This is a genomic window from Streptomyces cadmiisoli, from assembly GCF_003261055.1.
Lineage (GTDB): Bacteria > Actinomycetota > Actinomycetes > Streptomycetales > Streptomycetaceae > Streptomyces > Streptomyces cadmiisoli.
Genome location: NZ_CP030073.1, coordinates 5,280,460 through 5,300,008, shown reverse-complemented (window position 1 = coordinate 5,300,008; position 19,549 = coordinate 5,280,460). Strand labels below are relative to the sequence as shown.

Below are 19,549 nucleotides of genomic sequence, written 5' to 3'. Positions count from 1 at the left end.
TGATGGGTGAAGTTATAGGTAGACGATCACTTGTCACAAGTTAATGCCGCGCAGATCACGTGAACGTCACAGAGTTGAGGGCTTGTCACGTCCAGTTCGGCGGAATGGTTTATTCCGGTCGATTACGGGACGGGAGTGAACTCCACGGGCAGCGTGCGCAGTCCGCGCATGATGAGTCCGCCGCGCCAGCGCAACTCGCCCGGTTCCACGGCCAGTCGGAGGTCCGGAAGGCGGGTCAGCAGGTTGGCGAGCGCGGTCTGCCCCTCCAGGCGGGCGAGCGGCGCGCCGAGGCAGTAGTGGATGCCGTGTCCGTAGCCGAGGTGCTGGTTGTCACGGCGGGCGAGGTCGAGGGTGTCCGCATCGGCGAACCGCTGCGGGTCCCGGTCGGCGGCGGCCAGGACCACCAGCACGGGATCGCCGGGGGCGATGTCCTGGCCGCCGATCGTGAGCGGCTGCGTGGCGAACCGCCAGGTCGCCAGCTCCACCGGGCCGTCGTAGCGCAGGAGTTCCTCGACCCCGGTCTCCAGCAGGGCGTGGTCGCCGCCGGCGAGGGCCTGTTGGAGCCGGGTCCGCTGCTCGGGGTGGGTGAGCAGGGCGTAGGTGCCGTTGCCGATGAGGTTGACCGTGGTCTCGAATCCGGCGAACAGGAGGATGAACGCCATGGCGGCGGCCTCGTTCTCGGTGAGGTGCTCGCCGTGGTCGGAGGCGCGGATCAGGCCGGAGATGAGGTCCTCGCCGGGCGCCGGCTCGGCGGGTAGCGAGGCGCGCTTGCGGTGGATCAGTTCCAGGAGGTAGCCCCGCATCATCTTCACCGACCGGGCGACGCCGCCGCGCGGCCCTCCCCCGTGCCGGATCATCATCCCGGCCCAGTCCCGGAAGTCGTCCTGGTCCTCGCTCGGGACGCCGAGCATGTCGCAGATCGCGTAGATGGGGAGCGGGAAGGCGAACTCGTGGATGAGGTCGGCCGAGCCCTTGCGGGCGAACCCCGCGATGAGGTCGTCGGTGAGCTGCTGCACCCGGGGCGCGAACTCGGCCACGCGCCGGGGGGTGAAGGCCTTGGAGACGAGCCGGCGCAGCCGGGTGTGGTCCGGCGGGTCGATGTTCAGCAGATGCGTCATCAGCTCGGCCTTGCGCTCACCGGGGATACCCGTCTTGCCCTTGGCGTGCGCGGGCTCGTCGTGATGCGCCGGGTTCTTGCTGAGCCGGGGGTCGGCGAGGGCCTGCCGGGCGTCGGCGTACCGGGTGACCAGCCAGGCCCGGACACCGCTCGGCAGCTCCGTCCGGTGGACGGGGGCGTGCTCACGCAGCCAGGCATAGGCGGGGTACGGGTCGGTCGCGAACTCCCAGGTGAAGAGTTCGGGAGCGGGATCGGCCGGGGGACGGGGCTCGCTGGTCACCCGTCGACCGTATCCGGCGGTGGCGGGACACGTGATGTCGGCGGCCGCTCCGGGCCGGGGCCGGACACCCGAAGGCGTCACCGCGTTCCGGCGAGCGCGGGAAATGACGGCACCCGCCTGTCCGAAGCCGCTGCGCGGATTCCGGCAAGTATTTCCGGCAGGCACCTCCGGAATGGGATCCGGTGCGAATTGAGTTACGGATTCCGGTACCGATTCCGATGTCGATTCCGCTGCGGATTCACATCGGGCCGGGCCCTGTGCTCCCCGCACGGCTTCCGGAAATCGATTCAGGACCAGGGAAATCCCTCGTTGATCCCGAACAGCACGGTGAAGAGAGCCATCGCGAACAACGGGACGATCACAAAGGAGTCCGGGCGTTCACGTCGGGCCGCCTGCCAGAGGAGCGCGGCTATGGGGCCGGAGAGGCCGGCGGCCATCAGCGCCCAGCCCGCGCCCGGCTTTCCCAGCATGTTGAACGCGACGAACGCCGCGGCGATGAAGTACGCGGGCGAGGCCCACAGGTGCCGCAGGGCCGACGATGCTTCGGTGGTGGAGGCCATGGTGCTGCTTTCCTTGCGAGAGCCGGTACGGGAACCCGTACGAGAGCCGGTACGAGCGCTGGTACGAGCGCTGGTACGAGCACCGGTACGGAGCCGCACCGGTGCCGGGGTCGGTGGGGGACGACATGCCGCCCGGCCGCCGCGGCGGGGTCCTGGTACCGGGACCCCGCCGCGGCGGCCGTGCCGCTACGCGAACAGGCTGCGGATGTAGGTGTACAGCTGGTACTGGGCCTCGGCGCCGAGCGCGACCCAGGCGATCCGCACCGGGTGGTACCAGGACAGGCCGTTCATGTACGAACGGAACTTGCCCCAGCCCGACTTGGCGGCCTTGACCGCGTCGTCCCAGAGCTTGCCCCCGTGCCGCTTCATCAGGTTGAACAGCGCCTTGACGGCGCCGCTGATCGCGGCGCGGCTCTGGGCCTTGCTCGCGGTGCCGTCGGCGACGGCGCGCAGCGCCCGGGTGTCCTCGGCCTTCAGCTCGGCCTTGACGGCCGGGTTGGTGAGGAGGGCGCGGGCATCGGCCGCGGACAGGGCCGCCGGCGCGGCCGCCGGGCGGGCCTCAGCGGCCTGCGAGGCCTGGGCGAGCCCGGCTCCGGCGCCGAGTGTCACGGCGGCCACGGCCGAAACCGCGGCCAGACGCAGCGTGCTGCGATTCATGTAAAGTCTCCCTTGCGTTTTGGCGCAAGGGGGAGGAAGCCCTCACGGGCGACCTGGAACTGGCGTGGAAACCGAAAAGGTCCCCCCGCGGACTTCTTCCCCCCGAATTGTGTTCACCGCGGAACCGTCGCCGAACAGGGCCCCGTCCCCACGCGGTTGATCAGGCCGCTTGCGGAGCGGAGACCGTACGCTCGGTCCGCTCACCCCCCAACCCGGTTGGTCCGACCAGGTGTTCGGTGCCGCAGGAACATAACACGGGCCTAGATCATTTGGCCAGTTCTCATCTATTGGCGCGAATTGCTGAACATTGAACATTTCTGCCGGTCCGTCAACGGCAATACGCGGGCCGGTCGTCGAGAACCGCCCACCCGCACGCAATGACGCGCGGGTGCGCTCCGATTCCCTCCGCTATCCCGGGTTCTCGGTCTCTCTGATCGCGTCCCGGTACACCCGCGCCGCGGCCCGCAGGGCCGCTTCCGGGTCCACGCCCTCCGCCTCGGCGCGCACCGCCAGCGCCAGCAGCTCGTACCCGATGCTCCCGGTGTCCGGCAGGGGCACCTCCAGGCCCGCCGTGCGGACCCGGGAGGCGAGCTTCGCCGCGAGGGCCAGGCCCGGCTGGTGCAGGGGGATGCCCTCCGTCACCGACGTCCGCCGCTTCTCCTGGGCCTTGGTGCGCAGCCAGTGCTCCTTTACCTCCTCCGGGGTGGAGGCCGTCTCGTCGCCGAAGACGTGCGGATGCCGGTGGACGAGCTTGGCGACGATGGTGCCCGCCACGTCGTCGATGGAGAACGGGGTCTCCGGGTCCTCCTCGGCGATCCGGGCGTGGAAGACGACCTGGAGGAGGACGTCGCCCAGCTCCTCGCGCAGTTCGTCCCGGTCGCCGTCCTCGATCGCCTCGACCAGCTCGTACGCCTCCTCGATCCCGTACTTCGCCAGGCCCTGATGGGTCTGCCGGGACGACCACGGGCATTCGGCGCGGATCCGGTCCATGACCTGGACGAGGTCGAGCAGCCGGGCGCCCGGCAGGTCGTAGGAGGCGGGCAGCAGCTCCAGATCGGGCATCCGGACGCGACCGGAACCGGCCAGGCGCGCCAGACCGTCGGTCAGCGCGGGCTCCCCTTCGCCCGTGGCGACGACCACCACCGTGTGCCCGCCGCCGCAGGCGTCGACCAGCTCCTCGGCGGTCGGGGACGCCTCGTCCACCGATATCCCGGCCTCGCGCAGATACGGCAGCTGCGGATGCGCGCCGTCCGCGCAGAGCACGCGGTCGGCGGTGCGCAGGGCCTGCCAGGCGGGCCAGGACAGCAGTCCGGGTGCGACCCGGTGGCTGGTGGTGAGCAGGACGACACGGCCCGGGGCGGCGCCGGAACCGGGGCTCGCGGCCCCGCCCCGGCCGGCGTCGGGAGCGCCTTCGAAGCTGGTTGCGTTCACGATCCGAACGTAACCCACGCCACCGACGGACCCGCGAGTTGTCCACAGGCACGGCGCCGATCATCGGATGATCGGACGGCGTGGTGCGGTGATCCCGGCCGCCGGGTCCGCCGCCGTACCGTTACGCCGGCTGCTGCGCCTGCTGCGTCGTGACGTCCCGCACCCACGGCGCCTGCTCGTCGACGCGGCTGCTCTTGTCCACGTCCCAGCTGCCGTAGCGCGGGTTGAGGTCGATGTCCAGCTTCCGGGACGCCTGCGACAGGGCCTTCCAGAAGGCCGGCTGGCTGGTGTCGGTGCCGAGCCTGGTGGCGAGCTTCTGGGCCTCCAGCTGGAGGCGGAGGTTCTCCTCCAGCCGCTCCGGCGGCACGCCGTACTGCTGCAACCAGGCCGTCCGCAGCGCCTCCGCGCCGCCGACCTGCCCCTCCAGGCCGGCCCGCATCTCGCGGACCTCCTTGCGGCTGACGGTGACGCCGGCGTCCTGCGCGGCGCGGTGCAGCACCCGGTCCAGGACCATGCCGTGCAGCGTGTCGCGGGTCAGGGTGCCGGTCTTGGCGACGGCCTGCGCGTACTGCGCGTCGCCGTCCACCGCGGCCCGCTGCGCCTCGCGGACCTCGCTCACCCTGCTCTCGAGCTGCGCCATGGTGATGCGCTGACCGCCGACGACGGCCGCCGCACCGGGATGCGCGTCGGTTCCGCAGGCGGCCAGGAGTGGCGCTGCGGCGATCGCGGCGGACAGGAGGAGCGCGGTGCGACGACGGCGGTGCAAGGAGACCTCCCGAGGAGTTTGTGCGGCGGTGCACAAGGTCTTGCGATGATCGATGGTAGGCAGCGGCCCAGCTTTGGCCAACCCATTCGACCAACGATTCACCAGGACTTCGGGCACCGCCGCGCCCGCAGTGTGCCCCCTCCGGGGTGGCCACCCTCGGACGGACTCCCGATGACACCCCCGTCACGCCCCCCGCGGCCGGGACACCGGCGCCGGTCCGACGTGCCCCGTCCTGCCCCGCGGACTGCCGGACTTTGCCCAGCCCAGGCCTAGCCCCGCACCTGCCCCAGCCACTGCAGCGTGCGGCGCAGCTCCGCCGCCAGCGGATGCCCGGGGCCGTTGAGCGCCTCCACGTCGTGCAGCAGCCGCACCAGCGTGTCGTGGGCGGCCGCCCGGTCGCCGAGGGCGAGGAGGAGGTGGCCGATACGGCGGCGCACGTCGTGGGAGAGCCCCGGGTCGCCGGAGACGTACTGGTTCTCGTAGTACGGGAGCAGCGCCCGGTACTCCGCGAGGGCCGCCGCCGGTTCGCCGAGCTGCTCCAGGCACTGGGCGGCCTCGTAGCGGAACCGGAGCGACTGCGGGTCGGCCTGGCCCGCCTCCGCGGCGCGCTCGTCGGCGAGCCGGCGCAGTTCGGGCAGCGCGCGCCGGTACTGGCCGTCGTCCATGAGCGTGGCCGCGTACTGCTTGCGCAGGGTGCGCACCACCGGTGAATGCTCGCCGTGCTGCTCGGCCGCCGCTGGCAGGATCGCGCCCAGGATGTCGACGGCCTGCGTGATGCGCCCCTCGCCGAGCAGTCGCTTGACCTCGTCGACGGCGCTCGCGACGTCCGGCCTCTCGTCGACCGGCGTGACCGGGGCCGGCTGGGGCGCGGGCGTGCGCGCCCGGTCCGGCCACGGGGCATGGGGTCGCAGGAAGGGGCGCGTGGGGTCCAGGGGCGCGCCGGTGGGCATCCCCCGAGCCGGCAGCAGCGGCGCCAGGGCCTCGTACACCTCCTGCGCGGAGGCCGGCCGGTGCAGCGGATCCTTGGCGAGCAGGCGCAGGACGAGCGCTTCGAGCCGGTCGGGGACCTCCGGGCGGAGCCGGCGCACGGGAAGCGGCGGCTCGTACAGGTGCCGGTGCAGAACGCCGAGCGCCGTGGAGCCCGAGAACGGTACGTCACCGCTGAGGAGTTCGTGCATCAGCACACCGAGCGCGTACAGATCGGTGTACGGGCCGACTGCGCCGCCCATCGCCTGCTCCGGCGCCATGTACGCGGGCGAGCCGATGGGCGAACCGGTGTGCGTGAGCCGCGTCGTGTCGGTGTCCATCACGGAGGCGACGCCGAGGTCGAGGACGGTGACCGTGCCGTCCTGCTTCACCATGACGTTGCGCGGCTTCAGGTCGCGGTGGACGATCGGCACGGCGTGCACCGCGCTCAGCACGGCGCACAGCTGCGCGGCGACCGCCACCGCCCACTGCCACGGGTACGGGTCGTGCTCGGCGAGGTGGTCGGACAGGTCGGCGCCGTCCACGTACTGCATGACGAGGAACAACTCCTCGCCCGCGCTGCCCGCGTCGTGCACCGTGACGAGCCCGGGATGGTCGACCTGCGCGGTCACCCGGCACTCGCGCACGAAGCGGCGGCGCAGTTCGTCGGCCTCCTGCCCGGCCACCTTGTCGGGGCGCAGCAGCTTGACCGCCACGCGCCGGTCGAGGCGCTGGTCGTAGGCCGTCCAGACCTGGCCCATGCCGCCCTGACCGATGAGCGTGGCCAGTTCGTAGCGGCCGGCGACGACGCGTCCTGCCGCCACGGTCACCTTCCGCCCTCGTGGTCGCCGTCGCGCCGGACCTCACCCTGACCGCTCTGTTTGCGCAGGTAGTCGCTGAGTTCGTCCAGCTCGGCGCGCACCTGGTCGATACGCGCGGGTGCGGGGCGCTGCTGCGGCGGCGTCGGTATCGAAGGGTGCGGCGTGGCGGCCGGGGACGCCGGGGGCGGGGTGTGCGGGGCGCTCCGGGCGGGCGGGGGCGGGGTGTGCGGGGGCTGCGGGGGCGGGGTCTGCGCCGACTGCGGCACGGTGGTGGCGGTCGTGTAGGGCTGCTGCGGCTGCGGGTAGCCGTACGCCGCCGTCGGCTGGGGGTGGTATCCGGAGCCGTAACGGAGCTGGTGGAAGTGGCGGACGTCCGCGGCCAGGTAGTACGCGATCACGACCACCAGGGTGCCCAGCAGCAGCCCCAGGCCCGTCCAGCCGCTGGGGGTGTGGATCTCGTCGCCGGGCTCGGTGCCGAGCAGCACGATCGCCAGGATGTCGGCCGCCAGCACGGCCACGAACAGGCCCCAGTCCAGCGACTTGCGCGTGACGATGGCCAGGCGCAGCAGCATGGTCCAGGTCAGGAACCCGAGGCTGAGGACGGAGATCGCCACGAACAGCACGCGCAGGAGGACCAGCCAGGCCGTCGGTGGCGGCTGCTTCACCGGCTGCATGTAGCCGTGGCCATGCATGGCTGCTCCTGATGCCTGAAGTGGGCGTACGAGCCGGCCGGCGTCGGGCGACGCCGGCCGGGCGATTGTCGGTTCGAGCGTATAGGCCGACACGGACAAGCGGTCCCGGGTTGTACCGAACCGTTGTCGCACTGATCACTTCATGAGGCCACGGGCGGATCTCCCTGTGACCACGGCGGGAGGAGCGGGGGTTGAGCCGGGTGCGGGCACGGCGGGAGCGGGTGCGCGGGGTCGTCGGCCGGCCGGGGAGCCGGGCCTTCAGTCGGGGGTGACCGTGCCGTCCGTCAGGCCGTCGTACATACCGCGCAGGAGTTGTTCGCCCAGCCGGCTCGTCCGCCTGAGCACGCGCTCGAACTCGTCCAGTGCGCGGAAGCGCGCCCCGTAGCGCCGCTGTTCGTCCAGCGGCAGCCGGGGCAGTTGCAGCCGGCGTACGTCGAGGCGGGTGGCGGTGGAGGCGTAGCTGCTGGCCTGGCGGTTGTTGGCGGTGCCGCGCAGGAAGCCGGCGAGGAACCACGGGTCGAGCGCCGCCGGGTCGGGGCGCACGACCACCAGATTGCGGCCCAGTACGGCGCCGGCCGTCGCCTCGTCGATCACGCGTGCCATCGCCCCGCCGCCGAGCACCGGCACGACCACGTCACCCGCTTCCGTCAGCACGGCCTCCTCGTCGCTCTCGGGAAGCGTCCCGGAGGGGGCCGTTCCGGCGAGGACGTCGTGGTCGCTGAGGACGGGCACACGCGCGTGGCCGCCGTTGCCGCCGGTGCGCATCAACAGGGCGCCGCCGCGAGCCAGTTCACCGACGGTGGTGAGCGGCCAGCGTGCGGGCTGCTCGGTACGCGCTGGGGGCGGGGTGAGTTCGGCGGTCAGCCGCAGGGTGTCCCCGAGACGCTCGCGGACCTCCTTGAGCTGTTCGGCCCCGTCGGCCGCGGCGGGCGGCGGGAGGTGGCGGGCAGGGGCGAAGTCCACGTCGTCGTCGAGGAGTTCGATGACGGGCACGGCACGGGCCGTCCCTGGCCGCTCCACCGCGGTGCCCGACCGTTCGAAGGCGCGCCAGACGTCGAGGACGGCCTCGCGCACGCCCCGCCAGTCCGGCCCGCCCCGCCCCTCGGTGGCGAACTGCCCGACGTCGGCCAGCAGCACCTCCGGCTGCGCGGGCGCCCTCTCGGGCCGGCGCAGGACCCAGAGGTGGAGCGGGATGTTGTACGGGGGCGCAGCGCCCACCGGCAGGGCGACCACGGCGCGCAGCGCACCGCGGCGCAGCAGGTCGGCGCGGATACGGCGGCCGGAGCGGCGCGAGGCGGCGGCGGGCGGCATCAGCAGTACGGCGGTGCCGCCGTCCTTGAGCCGGGCGAGCGCGTGCTGCACCCAGGCCAGCTCGGACTCGGTGCGCGCGGGGAAGCCGTACTCCCAGCGCGGGTCGTAGGCGAGTTCGTCGTGGCCCCAGTTGCGCTCGTTGAACGGCGGGTGGCACAGGACGGCGTCGGCGCGCAGCCCGGTGTGGGCGTCGGCGCGCAGGGTGTCGCCGACGGCGCCGCGGACGGTGGCCCGGCCGTGCAGCGCGAGCCGGATGGCGGTGAGCGCGGCCAGTTCGGGCGCGCTGTCCTGGGCGTACAGCTCCTGGTCGGGGCGGGCTGCGACGGCGCGCAGCAGGGCGCCGGTGCCGCAGGCGGGGTCGAGGACGACGCGGGCCGGGCCGGCGAGGGCGGCCATGAGGTCGGCGAGCTCGGCGGGGGTGAGCGTGTACTGGCGGGGGTTGGCGTCGAGGTGCCGGCCGAGCAGGAACTCGAAGGTCTGGCGGGCGCCCAGCTCGGCGGCGAGTTCCGCGGTGCCGCGCAGGAGGGGGGCGGAGGGGAGGAGTTCGGGGCCGGTGGGGACGTGAACGGCGGGCGGGCCGTTCACAGGTGCTGGTGCGTTCACACCTGCGGGGGTGGCGGGGCGGGGCGCTGCGTGAACATCGGGCGAGGCGTTCACACCCGCTGCGGGGGTCACGGCTGAAGTGAAGGTCGCGGCTGAAGTGGGGTTCACGGCTGATGTGGGGGTCGCCGGGGACGCCGGGTTCACAGTCAGCGCCGGGTTCACAGCTGACGCGGGGTTCACGGAGTCGCCGTCCGCCGCGCCTTCGCCGACCGTTCCGTGAACACCCGTACCCGCGTTCACGGCCGGTGGGCTGTTCACAGCTGCGCCGTCGCCGCCCGTCCTGGGTCCGTGAACCCGCCTGCCACCGAAGCGCGGCACGATCACCTGCTCCAGCGCCGCCGGCAGCATCGCGGCCAGCCGGGCGTCGGACCCGGCACTCACGTCCAGCCACACCGTCGGGCGGTCATGGATGAGCAGCAGGACGCATCCGGCGTGCGCGAGTGCCGCGACCGGGCCCTCCGGGTGGCCGACGAGCTGCTGCCAGACCCTTTCGCGCAGCGGGACTTCGGCGAGTTTCCCCTGGCGGCGCAGCCAGGTCTCGACTTCGGCGAGGGAGAACGAGGGGCTGGTCTCGGTGCCTCCGACCGGCTTGGGGAAGTCGGCGTGGCGGCGGCGCCAGTTGCTCACGGCGGCCCGGCCCACCCCGGCGAGCCGGGCGATTCCGGCGGCGGTCACCTCTGTCGCGTTGTCCTGCACCGGCCCAGCTCCTCCGCTTGTCCCGTGTGTGGCGTCGAGCATACCGACGTACGCGTGATCCACCCATTCACGGCCGCGCAGACACCACAACGTGTGAACCGTGTTGACTCGGTTCACACGGTCTGGTCTCATTGACGCAGCGAACGGATGCACTGCCGGACCGAGGCGGTCATCGCGCAGGGAGGGGAAAGAGCCATGGGCATGACGGGCAAGATCACGCTGGGCGTCGTCGTGGGGGTCGTGGTGCTCGGCGCCGTCTCGACGAACTCCGGTGACGACGGCAACGGCGGCGACTCCGGTGGCGACAAGGCCACGTCGGCGTCCGCGGACCGCAAGCCCGGTGGCGACAAGGACTCGGCGCAGGGCGGGGAAGTCGCCGAGAAGAAGGCCGCCTTCGCCGGGGACGGCGACTTCCAGGTCGGCTCCGACATCAAGCCCGGCACCTATCGCACCAGCGGCAACACGGACCACATGTGCTACTGGGAGCGCGCCAAGGACGCTTCCGGGGAGTTGGACGCGCTGCTGGCCAACGACAACGTCAGCGGGACCAGTTACGTGACCGTCGAGGCGGGGGACAAGATCTTCAGATCGAGCGGCTGCTCCGACTGGGAGGCCGTCGACCCGAAGGCGAAGGGGTCCCCCGGCGCGAAGATGGCCGGTGACGGCGGAATGTTCAAGGTCGGCACGGACATCGCCCCCGGCACCTACAGATCCGCCGGCAACTCGGACGACATGTGCTACTGGGAGCGGTCCAAGGACGCCGAGCACTCGCTGGACTCGATCATCGCCAACAACAACGTCAGCGGCAACGCGGTCGTGACGATCAGCTCTTCGGACGCCTACTTCAAGACCTCCGGCTGCGAGGACTGGAAGAAGACCGGCTGAACCAGCCGCCGCGCGAGCGCCCCGCACCGGGACCGCGACTGCGACTGCGACCGCGACCGCGACCGCGACAGCCGGGCGGACCGGCCGGCGAACCCGCACGGAGACCAGAGGGAAGACGAGCCGAGTGACGGGCCGAGAGCGCGGCCTTGCTCCCCGGGCGTAGACCGGGCGGGCCGACAGGCGCGGCCCAGGCACCCGGCACCCGCCCGCCGCCCCGCCCGGGCCCGCCCCGCGAGCCCACGCCCATCACCCTCACCCCGGCGGCGTCCGCCTCCGACACCTCCGCAGCGCACCCACCGCTCGGCGCTCGGCAAACAGCGCGCTCACCACGCGACGCGCCTCACAGGCAGCGCGCTGCCGGCACGCAGCGCCACCCAGCACATACGCGCCACTCACCACACACCACTCACCACGTATCACCGCGCCCCAGTGGCCGCTCACCGAGGAGTTTCCCGTGCGCCGAACAGCACTTGCCGCTCTCTTTCTCACCGCGTCGACCGTCGTCGGTCTCTCCGCCTGCCAGCCGGAATCGGACGGGGCGGACCGCGAACCGAGCCGCTCCGCGAAGTCGAAGGAACCGTTCGCCGGGCTGACCGGCGGCGAGATCGCCGACCGCGCCCTCGAGGCCACCACCGGCGCGTCCTCGCTGCGGGTGGCCGGAGACGTCCCGGACGGCCCGGACGACGCCACCATCCACATGGACATGGCGCTGAACAAGCGGAACGAGTGCGCCGGCACGATGAGCATGGACGGCGGCAAGGCCGATCTGATCAAGACCGGCGACACCGTCTACCTCCGCTACGACGAGGGGTTCCTGCGCGCCCAGAGCAAGGGCGAGCCCGCGGCGGACGTCCAGGCGGCCGTGGACATGCTGGCCGGCAAGTGGACCAAGACGTCGGCGACCGGCGCGGACGCCGCGGACATCGCGAGTTTCTGCGATCTGGACGCCATGCTCGGCGGCGCGGAGGACGTGCACTCCGACGCGGTTCGCGGGAAGACCACCACCGTCGACGGCAGTCCGGCGATCGTCCTGCGCGAGAAGGAGGGCAAGGACCGGTACACGGTGTACGTCGCCACCGAGGGCGAGCCGTATCTGCTGCGGGTCGACAGCACGTCCGACGCCGACCCGGGCACGCTCACCTTCAGCGACTACGACGAGCCGGTGCCGGCACAGAAGCCCGACGGCGAGATCCTGGACCTCGACGAACTGGGCAGCTGACCTCGTGCCGACCGCCGGGAGCGGCCCGGCCGCTCACAGACGGTGCCCCTCGCAGACCGTGCCGCACACAGACGGTGCCGCACACCTACGCTGCCGCTCACAGTCGGTGCCGCATCCAGACATTGGGTTCCACGTACACCGCGAACCCGTGCGCCGGTTCGCACCGCACCGGCACCAGGGCGCCGGGCACCTCGATGTCGCCCGCGGTGTCGAAGGGCAGCCCGGTCCAGCGGCGCCAGTCGGGCAGCGCGGCGGCCACGGTCATCGAGGCCGGCGCGACGGCGTGGACGGTGGCGCCGGCCCGGGCGTGGACGCGGAGCCAGGGGTCGTGCGGCAGTCCGTCGGGGCGTACCCGGTGGGCGTACTCCTCCATGGGGGTACGGGGTTCGAGGTGCTTGGCGCTGGGGCGGACGGGGGCGACGACCTCGTCGAAGCCGAGGGCGCGGGCGTTGTCACGCATCGCGGTGACCATCTGCCCGGACAGGCCGAGACCCTGGGCCTGCGGGGCGATGACGACCGAGACGGCGCTGACCGTGTCGGGGCGGACCCCTTCACGCAGGTCCGCGAACGCCCACACCAGCATCTCGTCCCAGCCGCGGTCGGGAAGCTCGCCGCGGTCCTCGGTGCGGAGCGCGAAGGGAACGCTGTAGGCGTGGGCGACGACCTCTCCGCGCTCGTCCTGGGCGAACTGCACATACTGCGGGAGTTCCCTGGCTATCCGCCCGTAGTGGGCGTTGCCCACCAGGTCGTTGACGACGAACCGCGGCCAGGTGTCGGCCATTCCGACGACCCGGTCGAGCATGTCCGGCCGCTCGGCGAGGCTGGAGATCTTCACATCCATACGCTCACGCTAGGCGGCGTCCGGCCTCCCGGACACGGATTTTCGAGCCCCCGACCGCCACCGGTGCACCCGGCGCACTCGGCTCGGTGAGCCGCCCGGTCCGCCCTCACCGCACCCGCTCCACTTCATGAACTGCCCGGTCCGGCCGGTCCGCCAGGCCCGCTCAGTCCGCCTGGAAGCGAGGCGGTGCCTTCGTGGGGTTGCCCCCGGTGGGGAGCCGTTGGCCGGGGCAGCCGGAGAGGACCCGTGTCATCGCGTTCTTCTCGGCGGGAGTCACCCACAGCTCGTACTTCTTCTTCACGGCGACCTGAGCGGCGACGTACGTGCAGCGGTACTCCTTGTTCGGCGGAAGCCAGGTCGCCGTGTCACCGTCGCCCTTGGAGCGGTTGGCGCCCGCGTCGACGGCTATGAGGTTGAGCGGATCGTTGGCGAAGGCCGTGCGCTTGCTCGGGTCCCATTGCTGGGCGCCCTTCTGCCAGGCGTCGGACAGGGCGACGACATGGTCGATGTCGACCCGGCTGCGTCCGCGTACGAAGGCGACCTCCGTGCCGGTGTACGGGTCGGGGTCCAGCGTCCCGGACACCACCTCGCAGTCGCCGTCGCGGAATTCGACGCCTTCCAGGTCCCGTTCGAGTATGTCGTCGCGGGTGCCGCAGCCGTTGGAGTCCGTGTCCGCCCAGGGCGAGCCGAACCGGTCCCGGTCGTAGCCGGTCTTCGGGGCTCGTCCCTTCTCGGGCAGCGCCTGTGCGGCGGCGAGGGCGGCTCCCCCACCGGCCGTGTTCTGCGGGCCGTCGGCGCCCTCGGTCAGCTCCGTGCATCCGGCCGCCGCGAGCACCACGGCGACGGCCGCTGCCCCACCCCTCAGACGCATCACGCGCGCCCCTCCCCTGACTGCCGTGTCCGCCCGTACGGGCGGATCACCCGGTGCCACGGTAGCGGTAGGGAGGTCCAGACCATAGAGGGCCAACCCTGCATTCGTCGCAAGTCGGGCGTATCGTCGGTCGTGAGACACCTCCGGAAGGAGCTCTGGATGGGCATCTTCGACAGGTTCAAGAACAAGGCGTCGCGGGACCGGGCCAAGGACATGTCCGACACCGCGGAGCGGAAGATCAACGAGAAGACGGGCAACAAGTACGAGGGCCAAGTCGACTCCGCCCAGCAGAAGGCGGAGGGTCAGCTCGGCATGGACCGCGACCGGCCCGACCGGCCGTAGCGCCCAGAACCACGGAGTGCACCAGCCGGCCGGGGCATCGTCCCCGAAGCGGCCCCATGAGCCACCTTGAAACAGAAGCCGTCCGCGGGCTCCACCAACCGCGGGCGGCTTCGCCGTTCCCCCCGCAGCGATGTCCGCTCTCAGACCTTCCCGATGCCGAGCGTGGTCTCGGACGGCAGGATCCCGGAGCCGATCACCGCGACCCAGTAGTCACCGAGCAGCTCGGCGAGACGGTCGCCGGCCTGCGGGCCGAGTGACCGCCAAGGCGCGACGGCCAGTTGGTCCGTGTGCCGTTCGACGCTCCGCCGCACTGCGCGTCCCGCCTCCGTGGCCGTCCCGTCCCGGTCGACCAGCCCCCGGGCGGTCAGGCGCTCGCGCGCGGCGGCCCACTCGCGCTCGCTCCAGCCGCGGCTGGAGAAGCGTTCGACGGGCGCGGCGCCTATCGCGGCGAAGGACACGAGGGACTCCACCGGATCGAGGCCGGCGACGAGCAGAGCGGCGAGATGGCCGTCCCCACGGTGCTCGCGCAGGATCGTGGCCGCCTGCCACAGCTGAAGGTGCGGCGCGTGCGGCCAGGGCAGTGCGGCGTTGGCGGCGGCGAGGGGGCGGCCCGCCGTGTTCGCCGCCTCGGCCGCCCGCCGGGCCAGGGCGGCGGCCTCCGCCAGGGCCGGGCTGTCCACCCGGTCGCCGAACAGCTTCCGGTACGCCCGGTCGACCGCGCGCTCCCTCGCCGGCAGCACGTCCTCGGGCGCGGCGGTCTGCCAGGCGGACGCGATGTGCTCGTCGACCATGTCCGGGGCGAAGCTGTAGAAGGCAGAGGTCACGGCCGTGCCGCTCACCGGCCCCAAGGGCGCGGCGCGGTACGGGAAGTAGCTCGGCCAGCGCTCCTCGGTGGAGAAGCCGAGACCGGCGGCCTCCTCGAACGCCTCCGGCGCGTAGTACAGCACCGCGTGCAGCGGCTCCAGCAGGTGCCAGAGCCGGCGGGCGCGCGCCGGATCCACGGCGCCGTCCGCTTCTCCGCCGCCACCGACCTCGCCCACCTCGTGCACCCCGTCCGCCCCGTCCGCCTCGCCCGTCCTGTCGACCTCATCGGCGTACTTCGACATGACACGACCCCCGTCCCGCTCGCAGCGACAACTAGACACTGACAAGATTGCCCCGGCACGCAAGAACTTGTCAATGCCTAGATTGCGCGTACGCTGCTGATCATGACGTCCACCGAGCCGGGCGACACCGGCCCCCGCCCACGCCGTCCGTACCACCACGGCGACCTGCGCCGGGCCGTCCTCGGCGCCGCGCTCGACGCGATCGCCACCGACGGCCCGTCCGCGCTGAGCCTGCGCGACCTGGCCCGCCGCGCGGGCGTCTCGCACGCGGCCCCGGCCCACCACTTCAAGGACCGCACAGGCCTGCTCACCGCCATCGCAGCCGAGGGGTTCGGGCTGCTCGCGACAGCGATCGGGGAGTCGGCCGACCTCAAGGACGCGGGTGCGCGCTACGTGCGCTTCGCCCGCGAGCACCCGGCGCACTTCCAGGTGATGTTCACGCCGGAACTGCTGCGCGCCGACGACCTCGAACTGACCACGGCCCGCGCCCTGGCCGGCGCCGCCCTGCGCGAGGCGGTCTCCGCCGTGGCCCCCGAGAACCGCGGCTCGGACCCCCGCCTCGCCGGTATCGCCGCCTGGTCCCTCGCCCACGGGTTCGCCACGCTGCTCCTCGGCCACAACCTGGACGAGCCGGTGGGCGACCGCGACCCCGAGGAGGTGTTCCGGGCGCTGGCGGCCATGTTGTTCCGGTCCGCGTAGCGCCCACCGGGGTGCGCGCGCCCCTCCCGCTACGAACCCAGCACCGACGCCAGGAACTCGCCGACCCACCCGAGCAGTTCGCGCCCGACCAGTGGCTTTCCGCCCACCTTCGCGGTCTTCGGGCGGGGGACCAGCACCTGGTGGACCGCCGGCTTGACGACCGTGCCCGGATACAGCCGCTTGAGCCGCAGTTCCTGCGATTCGCGCAGGTCCACGGGGGCGAAGCGGATGTTGTTGCCCTGGAGGACGATCTCACCGACGTCGCACGCGCGGGCGAGCATGCGCAGGCCCGCGACCAGCAGCAGGTTCTCCACCGGCTCGGGCAACTTGCCGTAGCGGTCGACGAGTTCCTCGCGTACGGCCTTGACGTCCTCCTCCGTGTTGGCGGAGGCGATGGCGCGGTACGCCTGGAGGCGCAGCCGCTCGCCGGGCGCGTAGTCGTGGGGGACGTGCGCGTCGACGGGCAGCTCGATCTTGACCTCGAGCGGCGGCTCCTCCTCGATCTCGCCGGTCTCCAACTGGCGCCGGTAGTCGGCGACCGCCTCGCCGACCATGCGCACGTACAGGTCGAAGCCGACGCCCGCGATGTGGCCGGACTGCTCGCCGCCGAGCAGGTTGCCCGCGCCGCGGATCTCCAGGTCCTTCATCGCCACGTACATGCCCGCGCCCATCTCGGTGTGCTGGGCGATGGTGGCGAGCCGCTCGTGCGCGGTCTCGGTCAGGGGCTTCTCCGGCGGGTAGAGGAAGTAGGCGTAGCCGCGTTCGCGGCCGCGGCCGACGCGGCCGCGCAGCTGGTGCAGCTGCGACAGGCCGAAGGTGTCGCCGCGCTCGACGATCAGGGTGTTCGCGTTGGAGATGTCGATGCCGGACTCGACGATCGTCGTCGACACCAGCACGTCGAACTTCTTCTCCCAGAAGTCGACGACGACCTGCTCCAGTGCCGACTCCGACATCTGTCCGTGCGCGGTGGCGATCCGCGCCTCGGGGATGATCTCCCGCAGCCGGGCCGCCGCGCGGTCGATGGACTCGACGCGGTTGTGGATGTAGAAGACCTGGCCCTCGCGCAGCAGTTCGCGCCGGACGGCCGCGCCGATCTGCCGCTCCTCGTACGGCCCGACGAAGGTGAGCACCGGGTGCCGCTCCTCCGGAGGGGTCGTGATGGTGGACATCTCGCGGATGCCGGTCACGGCCATTTCGAGGGTTCGCGGGATGGGGGTGGCCGACATGGTGAGCACGTCGACGTTGGCCCGCAGCTTCTTCAGCTGCTCCTTGTGCTCGACGCCGAACCGCTGCTCCTCGTCGACGATGACCAGTCCGAGGTCCTTGAACTTCGTCTCCGAGGAGAACAGCCGGTGGGTGCCGATGACGACGTCCACGGAGCCTTCCCGCAGGCCTTCCAGTACCGCCTTCGCCTCGGTGTCCGTCTGGAACCGGGACAGCGCCTTCACCCGCACCGGGAACTGCGCGTACCGGTCGCCGAACGTCCCGAAGTGCTGCTGCACCAGCAGGGTCGTCGGGACGAGGACCGCCACCTGCTTGCCGTCCTGTACGGCCTTGAAGGCGGCGCGCACCGCGATCTCGGTCTTGCCGTAGCCGACGTCGCCGCAGATCAGGCGGTCCATCGGGACCGACTTCTCCATGTCCTCCTTGACCTCGGCGATGGTGGTGAGCTGGTCGGGCGTCTCGGCGTAGGGGAAGGCGTCCTCCAGCTCGCGCTGCCACGGCGTGTCGGGCCCGAAGGTGTGGCCGGGGGCCGCCATGCGCGCGCTGTACAGCTTGATGAGGTCGGCGGCGATCTCCTTGACGGCCTTCTTCGCGCGGGCCTTGGTCTTGGTCCAGTCGGCGCCGCCGAGCCGGTGCAGGGTGGGTGCCTCGCCGCCGACGTACTTGGTGATCTGCTCCAGCTGGTCGGTCGGGATGTAGAGGCGGTCGCCGGGCTGGCCGCGCTTGGCGGGGGCGTACTCCACGACGAGGTACTCGCGCGTGGCGCCCTGGACGGTGCGCTGCACCATCTCGATGTAGCGGCCGACGCCGTGCTGTTCGTGGACGATGTAGTCGCCCGGTTCCAGGGTGAGCGGGTCGATGGTCTTGCGGCGGCGGGCGGGCATGCGGGCGCCGTCGCGGCCGGCCGCCTTCTGGCCTGACAGGTCGGTCTCGGTGAGCACGGCCAGGCGCAGCGCCGGGTCGACGAAGCCGTTGTCGATCGACCCGCACGCGACGTGCACCACCGACGGGGAGATCTCGCCCAGGTCGGTGTCGAGGCGGGCCGCGATGCCCTCGCCGCCGAGCACCTCGACGGTGCGGGCGGCGGGGCCGTGGGCCTCGGTGACGTAGACGGTGCGCCAGCCGTCGGCGAGCCAGCCCTTGGTGTCGGCGAGGGCCTTGGCGGTGTCGCCGCGGTAGGTCTCCGGGGCGTGCATGCCGAGTTTGAGGGTGCTCGCGTCGAGTTCCTCGTCGGCGGCGAACGGCGACACCGACCACCACATCATGTCCAGCTCGCGCGCCCGGTCGCGGACGTCCGCGATGGACCACAGGGAGGCGGCGCCGACGTCGATGGGGGCCTCGCCGCCGCCCGCGGTGGCCGCCCAGGACGCCTGGAGGAACTCCTGCGAGGTCGCCACGAGGTCCGCGGCGCGCGTGCGGACCCGCTCCGGGTCGCAGACGACGGCCATGGCGCCCTTCGGCAGGACGTCGAGCAGCAGTTCCATGTCGTCGACGAGGACCGGCGCGAGGGACTCCATGCCCTCCACGGCGATGCCTTCGGCGATCTTGCCGAGCAGTTCGCCGAGCTCCGGGTGCTGCTCGGCGAGGGCACGCGCGCGTGACCGTACGTCGTCGGTGAGCAGCAGCTCCCGGCACGGGGGTGCCCACAGGCCGTGCGCGGCGACCTCCAGGGAACGCTGGTCGGCGACCTTGAAGTAGCGGATCTCCTCGACGTCGTCGCCCCAGAACTCGACGCGCAGGGGGTGTTCCTCGGTGGGCGGGAACACATCGAGGATTCCGCCGCGCACGGCGAACTCGCCGCGCTTCTCGACCAGCTCCACGCGCGCGTACGCGGCGGCCGCCAGGGCGTCCACGATCTGGTTCAGGTCGGCGGTCTGTCCGCTTCGCAGGGCCACCGGTTCCAGTTCGCCCAGGCCCTTGACCTGCGGCTGGAGCACGGAGCGCACGGGCGCGACGACGACGGAGACGGGGCCGGTCTCGGGGTCGTCGGCGCTGGGGTGGACGAGGCGGCGCAGGACGGCGAGGCGCCTGCCCACGGTGTCGCTGCGGGGGCTGAGCCGCTCGTGCGGCAGCGTCTCCCACGAGGGGTACTCCACGACGCCGTCCGGCGGCAGCAGTGTGCGCAGGGCGGCCGCCAGGTCCTCCGCCTCGCGGCCCGTGGCCGTCACCGCCAGGACCGGGCGGCCGCTGTCGCGGGCCAGTGCCGCGACGGCGAAGGGGCGCGCCGCCTGGGGGCCGACCAGATCGACGTGCATCCGGTTGCCGTCGGTGGACGCCTTGATCGCTTCGGCGAGTGCGGTGTCCTTGACGACGGCGTCGAGCAGACCGTGCAGGCTCATGAAGAGGCTTTCCGTCCTGGATGACAGGGGGGTGACACGGGTTTGCGCAACCCGAATCGCCCGACACGCGTGGCGGGCCGGGGGTCTCCAGGGTACGTCGCCGCCGTGCCGATCACCCGGGAG

16 protein-coding genes are annotated in these 19,549 nt (G+C 72.3%); 4 read left to right on the top strand and 12 right to left on the bottom strand.

Annotation, left to right across the window (positions count from 1 at the left end; all coding sequences use genetic code 11):
• Positions 1-122: 122 nt before the first annotated feature.
• The 8 genes from DN051_RS23090 to DN051_RS23055 all read right to left on the bottom strand — a co-directional run bounded on the left by DN051_RS23090 (position 123) and on the right by DN051_RS23055 (position 9,900).
• Entirely contained in the window at positions 123-1,397 is a 1,275-nt protein-coding gene (locus tag DN051_RS23090; RefSeq protein WP_112439416.1) for a cytochrome P450 family protein, read from the bottom strand.
• A gap of 287 nt (positions 1,398-1,684) precedes the next feature.
• Positions 1,685-1,957, bottom strand: coding sequence for a hypothetical protein (locus DN051_RS23085; RefSeq protein WP_053760284.1), 273 nt, complete (start codon positions 1,955-1,957; stop codon positions 1,685-1,687).
• Between the two features lie 186 nt (positions 1,958-2,143).
• Positions 2,144-2,614 carry a hypothetical protein gene (locus DN051_RS23080; protein ID WP_053760283.1) on the bottom strand — a complete coding sequence of 157 codons (471 nt, stop codon included), beginning with the start codon at positions 2,612-2,614 and terminating at the stop codon, positions 2,144-2,146.
• Between the two features lie 408 nt (positions 2,615-3,022).
• Complete coding sequence (locus tag DN051_RS23075; RefSeq protein WP_112442392.1) at positions 3,023-4,045, bottom strand: nucleoside triphosphate pyrophosphohydrolase; 1,023 nt, start codon at positions 4,043-4,045, stop codon at positions 3,023-3,025.
• A 121-nt stretch (positions 4,046-4,166) separates the two neighbouring features.
• Entirely contained in the window at positions 4,167-4,811 is a 645-nt protein-coding gene (locus DN051_RS23070; protein WP_112439415.1) for a SurA N-terminal domain-containing protein, read from the bottom strand.
• Between the two features lie 269 nt (positions 4,812-5,080).
• A complete protein-coding gene (locus DN051_RS23065; RefSeq protein WP_234388870.1) occupies positions 5,081-6,538 on the bottom strand; it encodes a serine/threonine-protein kinase in 1,458 nt (485 codons plus the stop codon).
• Between the two features lie 65 nt (positions 6,539-6,603).
• Complete coding sequence (locus DN051_RS23060) at positions 6,604-7,290, bottom strand: hypothetical protein (protein ID WP_112439414.1); 687 nt, start codon at positions 7,288-7,290, stop codon at positions 6,604-6,606.
• Positions 7,291-7,548: 258 nt separating this feature from the next.
• Positions 7,549-9,900, bottom strand: a complete 2,352-nt coding sequence (locus DN051_RS23055) for an N-6 DNA methylase (RefSeq protein ID WP_112439413.1) — start codon at positions 9,898-9,900, stop codon at positions 7,549-7,551.
• A gap of 201 nt (positions 9,901-10,101) precedes the next feature.
• On the opposite strand from DN051_RS23055, the gene DN051_RS23050 reads away from it, so the two are divergent.
• Together DN051_RS23050 and DN051_RS23045 are read left to right on the top strand one after the other, a co-directional pair.
• Positions 10,102-10,785 (top strand): Rv1352/Rv1906c domain-containing protein, encoded by a 684-nt coding sequence (locus tag DN051_RS23050; protein ID WP_324612427.1) that lies wholly within the window; start codon positions 10,102-10,104, stop codon positions 10,783-10,785.
• A 454-nt stretch (positions 10,786-11,239) separates the two neighbouring features.
• A complete protein-coding gene (locus DN051_RS23045) occupies positions 11,240-12,004 on the top strand; it encodes a hypothetical protein (protein WP_112439412.1) in 765 nt (254 codons plus the stop codon).
• Positions 12,005-12,101: 97 nt separating this feature from the next.
• On the opposite strand, the gene DN051_RS23040 is transcribed toward DN051_RS23045, so the two are convergent.
• Positions 12,102-12,845 carry an N-acetyltransferase gene (locus DN051_RS23040; protein ID WP_112439411.1) on the bottom strand — a complete coding sequence of 248 codons (744 nt, stop codon included), beginning with the start codon at positions 12,843-12,845 and terminating at the stop codon, positions 12,102-12,104.
• Positions 12,846-13,008: 163 nt separating this feature from the next.
• Positions 13,009-13,716 (bottom strand): HNH endonuclease family protein, encoded by a 708-nt coding sequence (locus DN051_RS23035; protein ID WP_425471788.1) that lies wholly within the window; start codon positions 13,714-13,716, stop codon positions 13,009-13,011.
• A 159-nt stretch (positions 13,717-13,875) separates the two neighbouring features.
• On the opposite strand from DN051_RS23035, the gene DN051_RS23030 reads away from it, so the two are divergent.
• Positions 13,876-14,058 carry an antitoxin gene (locus DN051_RS23030; RefSeq protein ID WP_053764238.1) on the top strand — a complete coding sequence of 61 codons (183 nt, stop codon included), beginning with the start codon at positions 13,876-13,878 and terminating at the stop codon, positions 14,056-14,058.
• A 140-nt stretch (positions 14,059-14,198) separates the two neighbouring features.
• Here DN051_RS23030 and DN051_RS23025 read toward each other — a convergent pair whose 3' ends face one another.
• Positions 14,199-15,164, bottom strand: coding sequence for an SCO6745 family protein (locus DN051_RS23025; RefSeq protein ID WP_246040654.1), 966 nt, complete (start codon positions 15,162-15,164; stop codon positions 14,199-14,201).
• A 102-nt stretch (positions 15,165-15,266) separates the two neighbouring features.
• On the opposite strand from DN051_RS23025, the gene DN051_RS23020 reads away from it, so the two are divergent.
• Positions 15,267-15,863, top strand: coding sequence for a TetR/AcrR family transcriptional regulator (locus tag DN051_RS23020; RefSeq protein ID WP_053764237.1), 597 nt, complete (start codon positions 15,267-15,269; stop codon positions 15,861-15,863).
• A gap of 29 nt (positions 15,864-15,892) precedes the next feature.
• Here DN051_RS23020 and mfd read toward each other — a convergent pair whose 3' ends face one another.
• Positions 15,893-19,426 carry a transcription-repair coupling factor gene (mfd, locus tag DN051_RS23015; protein ID WP_112439409.1) on the bottom strand — a complete coding sequence of 1,178 codons (3,534 nt, stop codon included), beginning with the start codon at positions 19,424-19,426 and terminating at the stop codon, positions 15,893-15,895.
• Positions 19,427-19,549 lie beyond the last annotated feature (123 nt).

Excerpts from the sequence above, each read along its gene's own strand:
- DN051_RS23085 (WP_053760284.1), bottom strand. The coding sequence starts at position 1,957 with ATGGCCTCCACCACCGAAGCATCGTCGGCCCTGCGGCACCTGTGGGCC.
- DN051_RS23080 (WP_053760283.1), bottom strand. The coding sequence starts at position 2,614 with ATGAATCGCAGCACGCTGCGTCTGGCCGCGGTTTCGGCCGTGGCCGCC.
- DN051_RS23065 (WP_234388870.1), bottom strand. The coding sequence starts at position 6,538 with ATGGGCCAGGTCTGGACGGCCTACGACCAGCGCCTCGACCGGCGCGTG.
- DN051_RS23060 (WP_112439414.1), bottom strand. The coding sequence starts at position 7,290 with ATGCATGGCCACGGCTACATGCAGCCGGTGAAGCAGCCGCCACCGACG.
- DN051_RS23050 (WP_324612427.1), top strand. The coding sequence starts at position 10,102 with ATGACGGGCAAGATCACGCTGGGCGTCGTCGTGGGGGTCGTGGTGCTC.
- DN051_RS23040 (WP_112439411.1), bottom strand. The coding sequence starts at position 12,845 with ATGGATGTGAAGATCTCCAGCCTCGCCGAGCGGCCGGACATGCTCGAC.
- DN051_RS23035 (WP_425471788.1), bottom strand. The coding sequence starts at position 13,716 with ATGCGTCTGAGGGGTGGGGCAGCGGCCGTCGCCGTGGTGCTCGCGGCG.
- DN051_RS23030 (WP_053764238.1), top strand. The coding sequence starts at position 13,876 with ATGGGCATCTTCGACAGGTTCAAGAACAAGGCGTCGCGGGACCGGGCC.
- DN051_RS23025 (WP_246040654.1), bottom strand. The coding sequence starts at position 15,164 with ATGTCGAAGTACGCCGATGAGGTCGACAGGACGGGCGAGGCGGACGGG.
- DN051_RS23020 (WP_053764237.1), top strand. The coding sequence starts at position 15,267 with ATGACGTCCACCGAGCCGGGCGACACCGGCCCCCGCCCACGCCGTCCG.
- mfd (WP_112439409.1), bottom strand. The coding sequence starts at position 19,426 with ATGAGCCTGCACGGTCTGCTCGACGCCGTCGTCAAGGACACCGCACTC.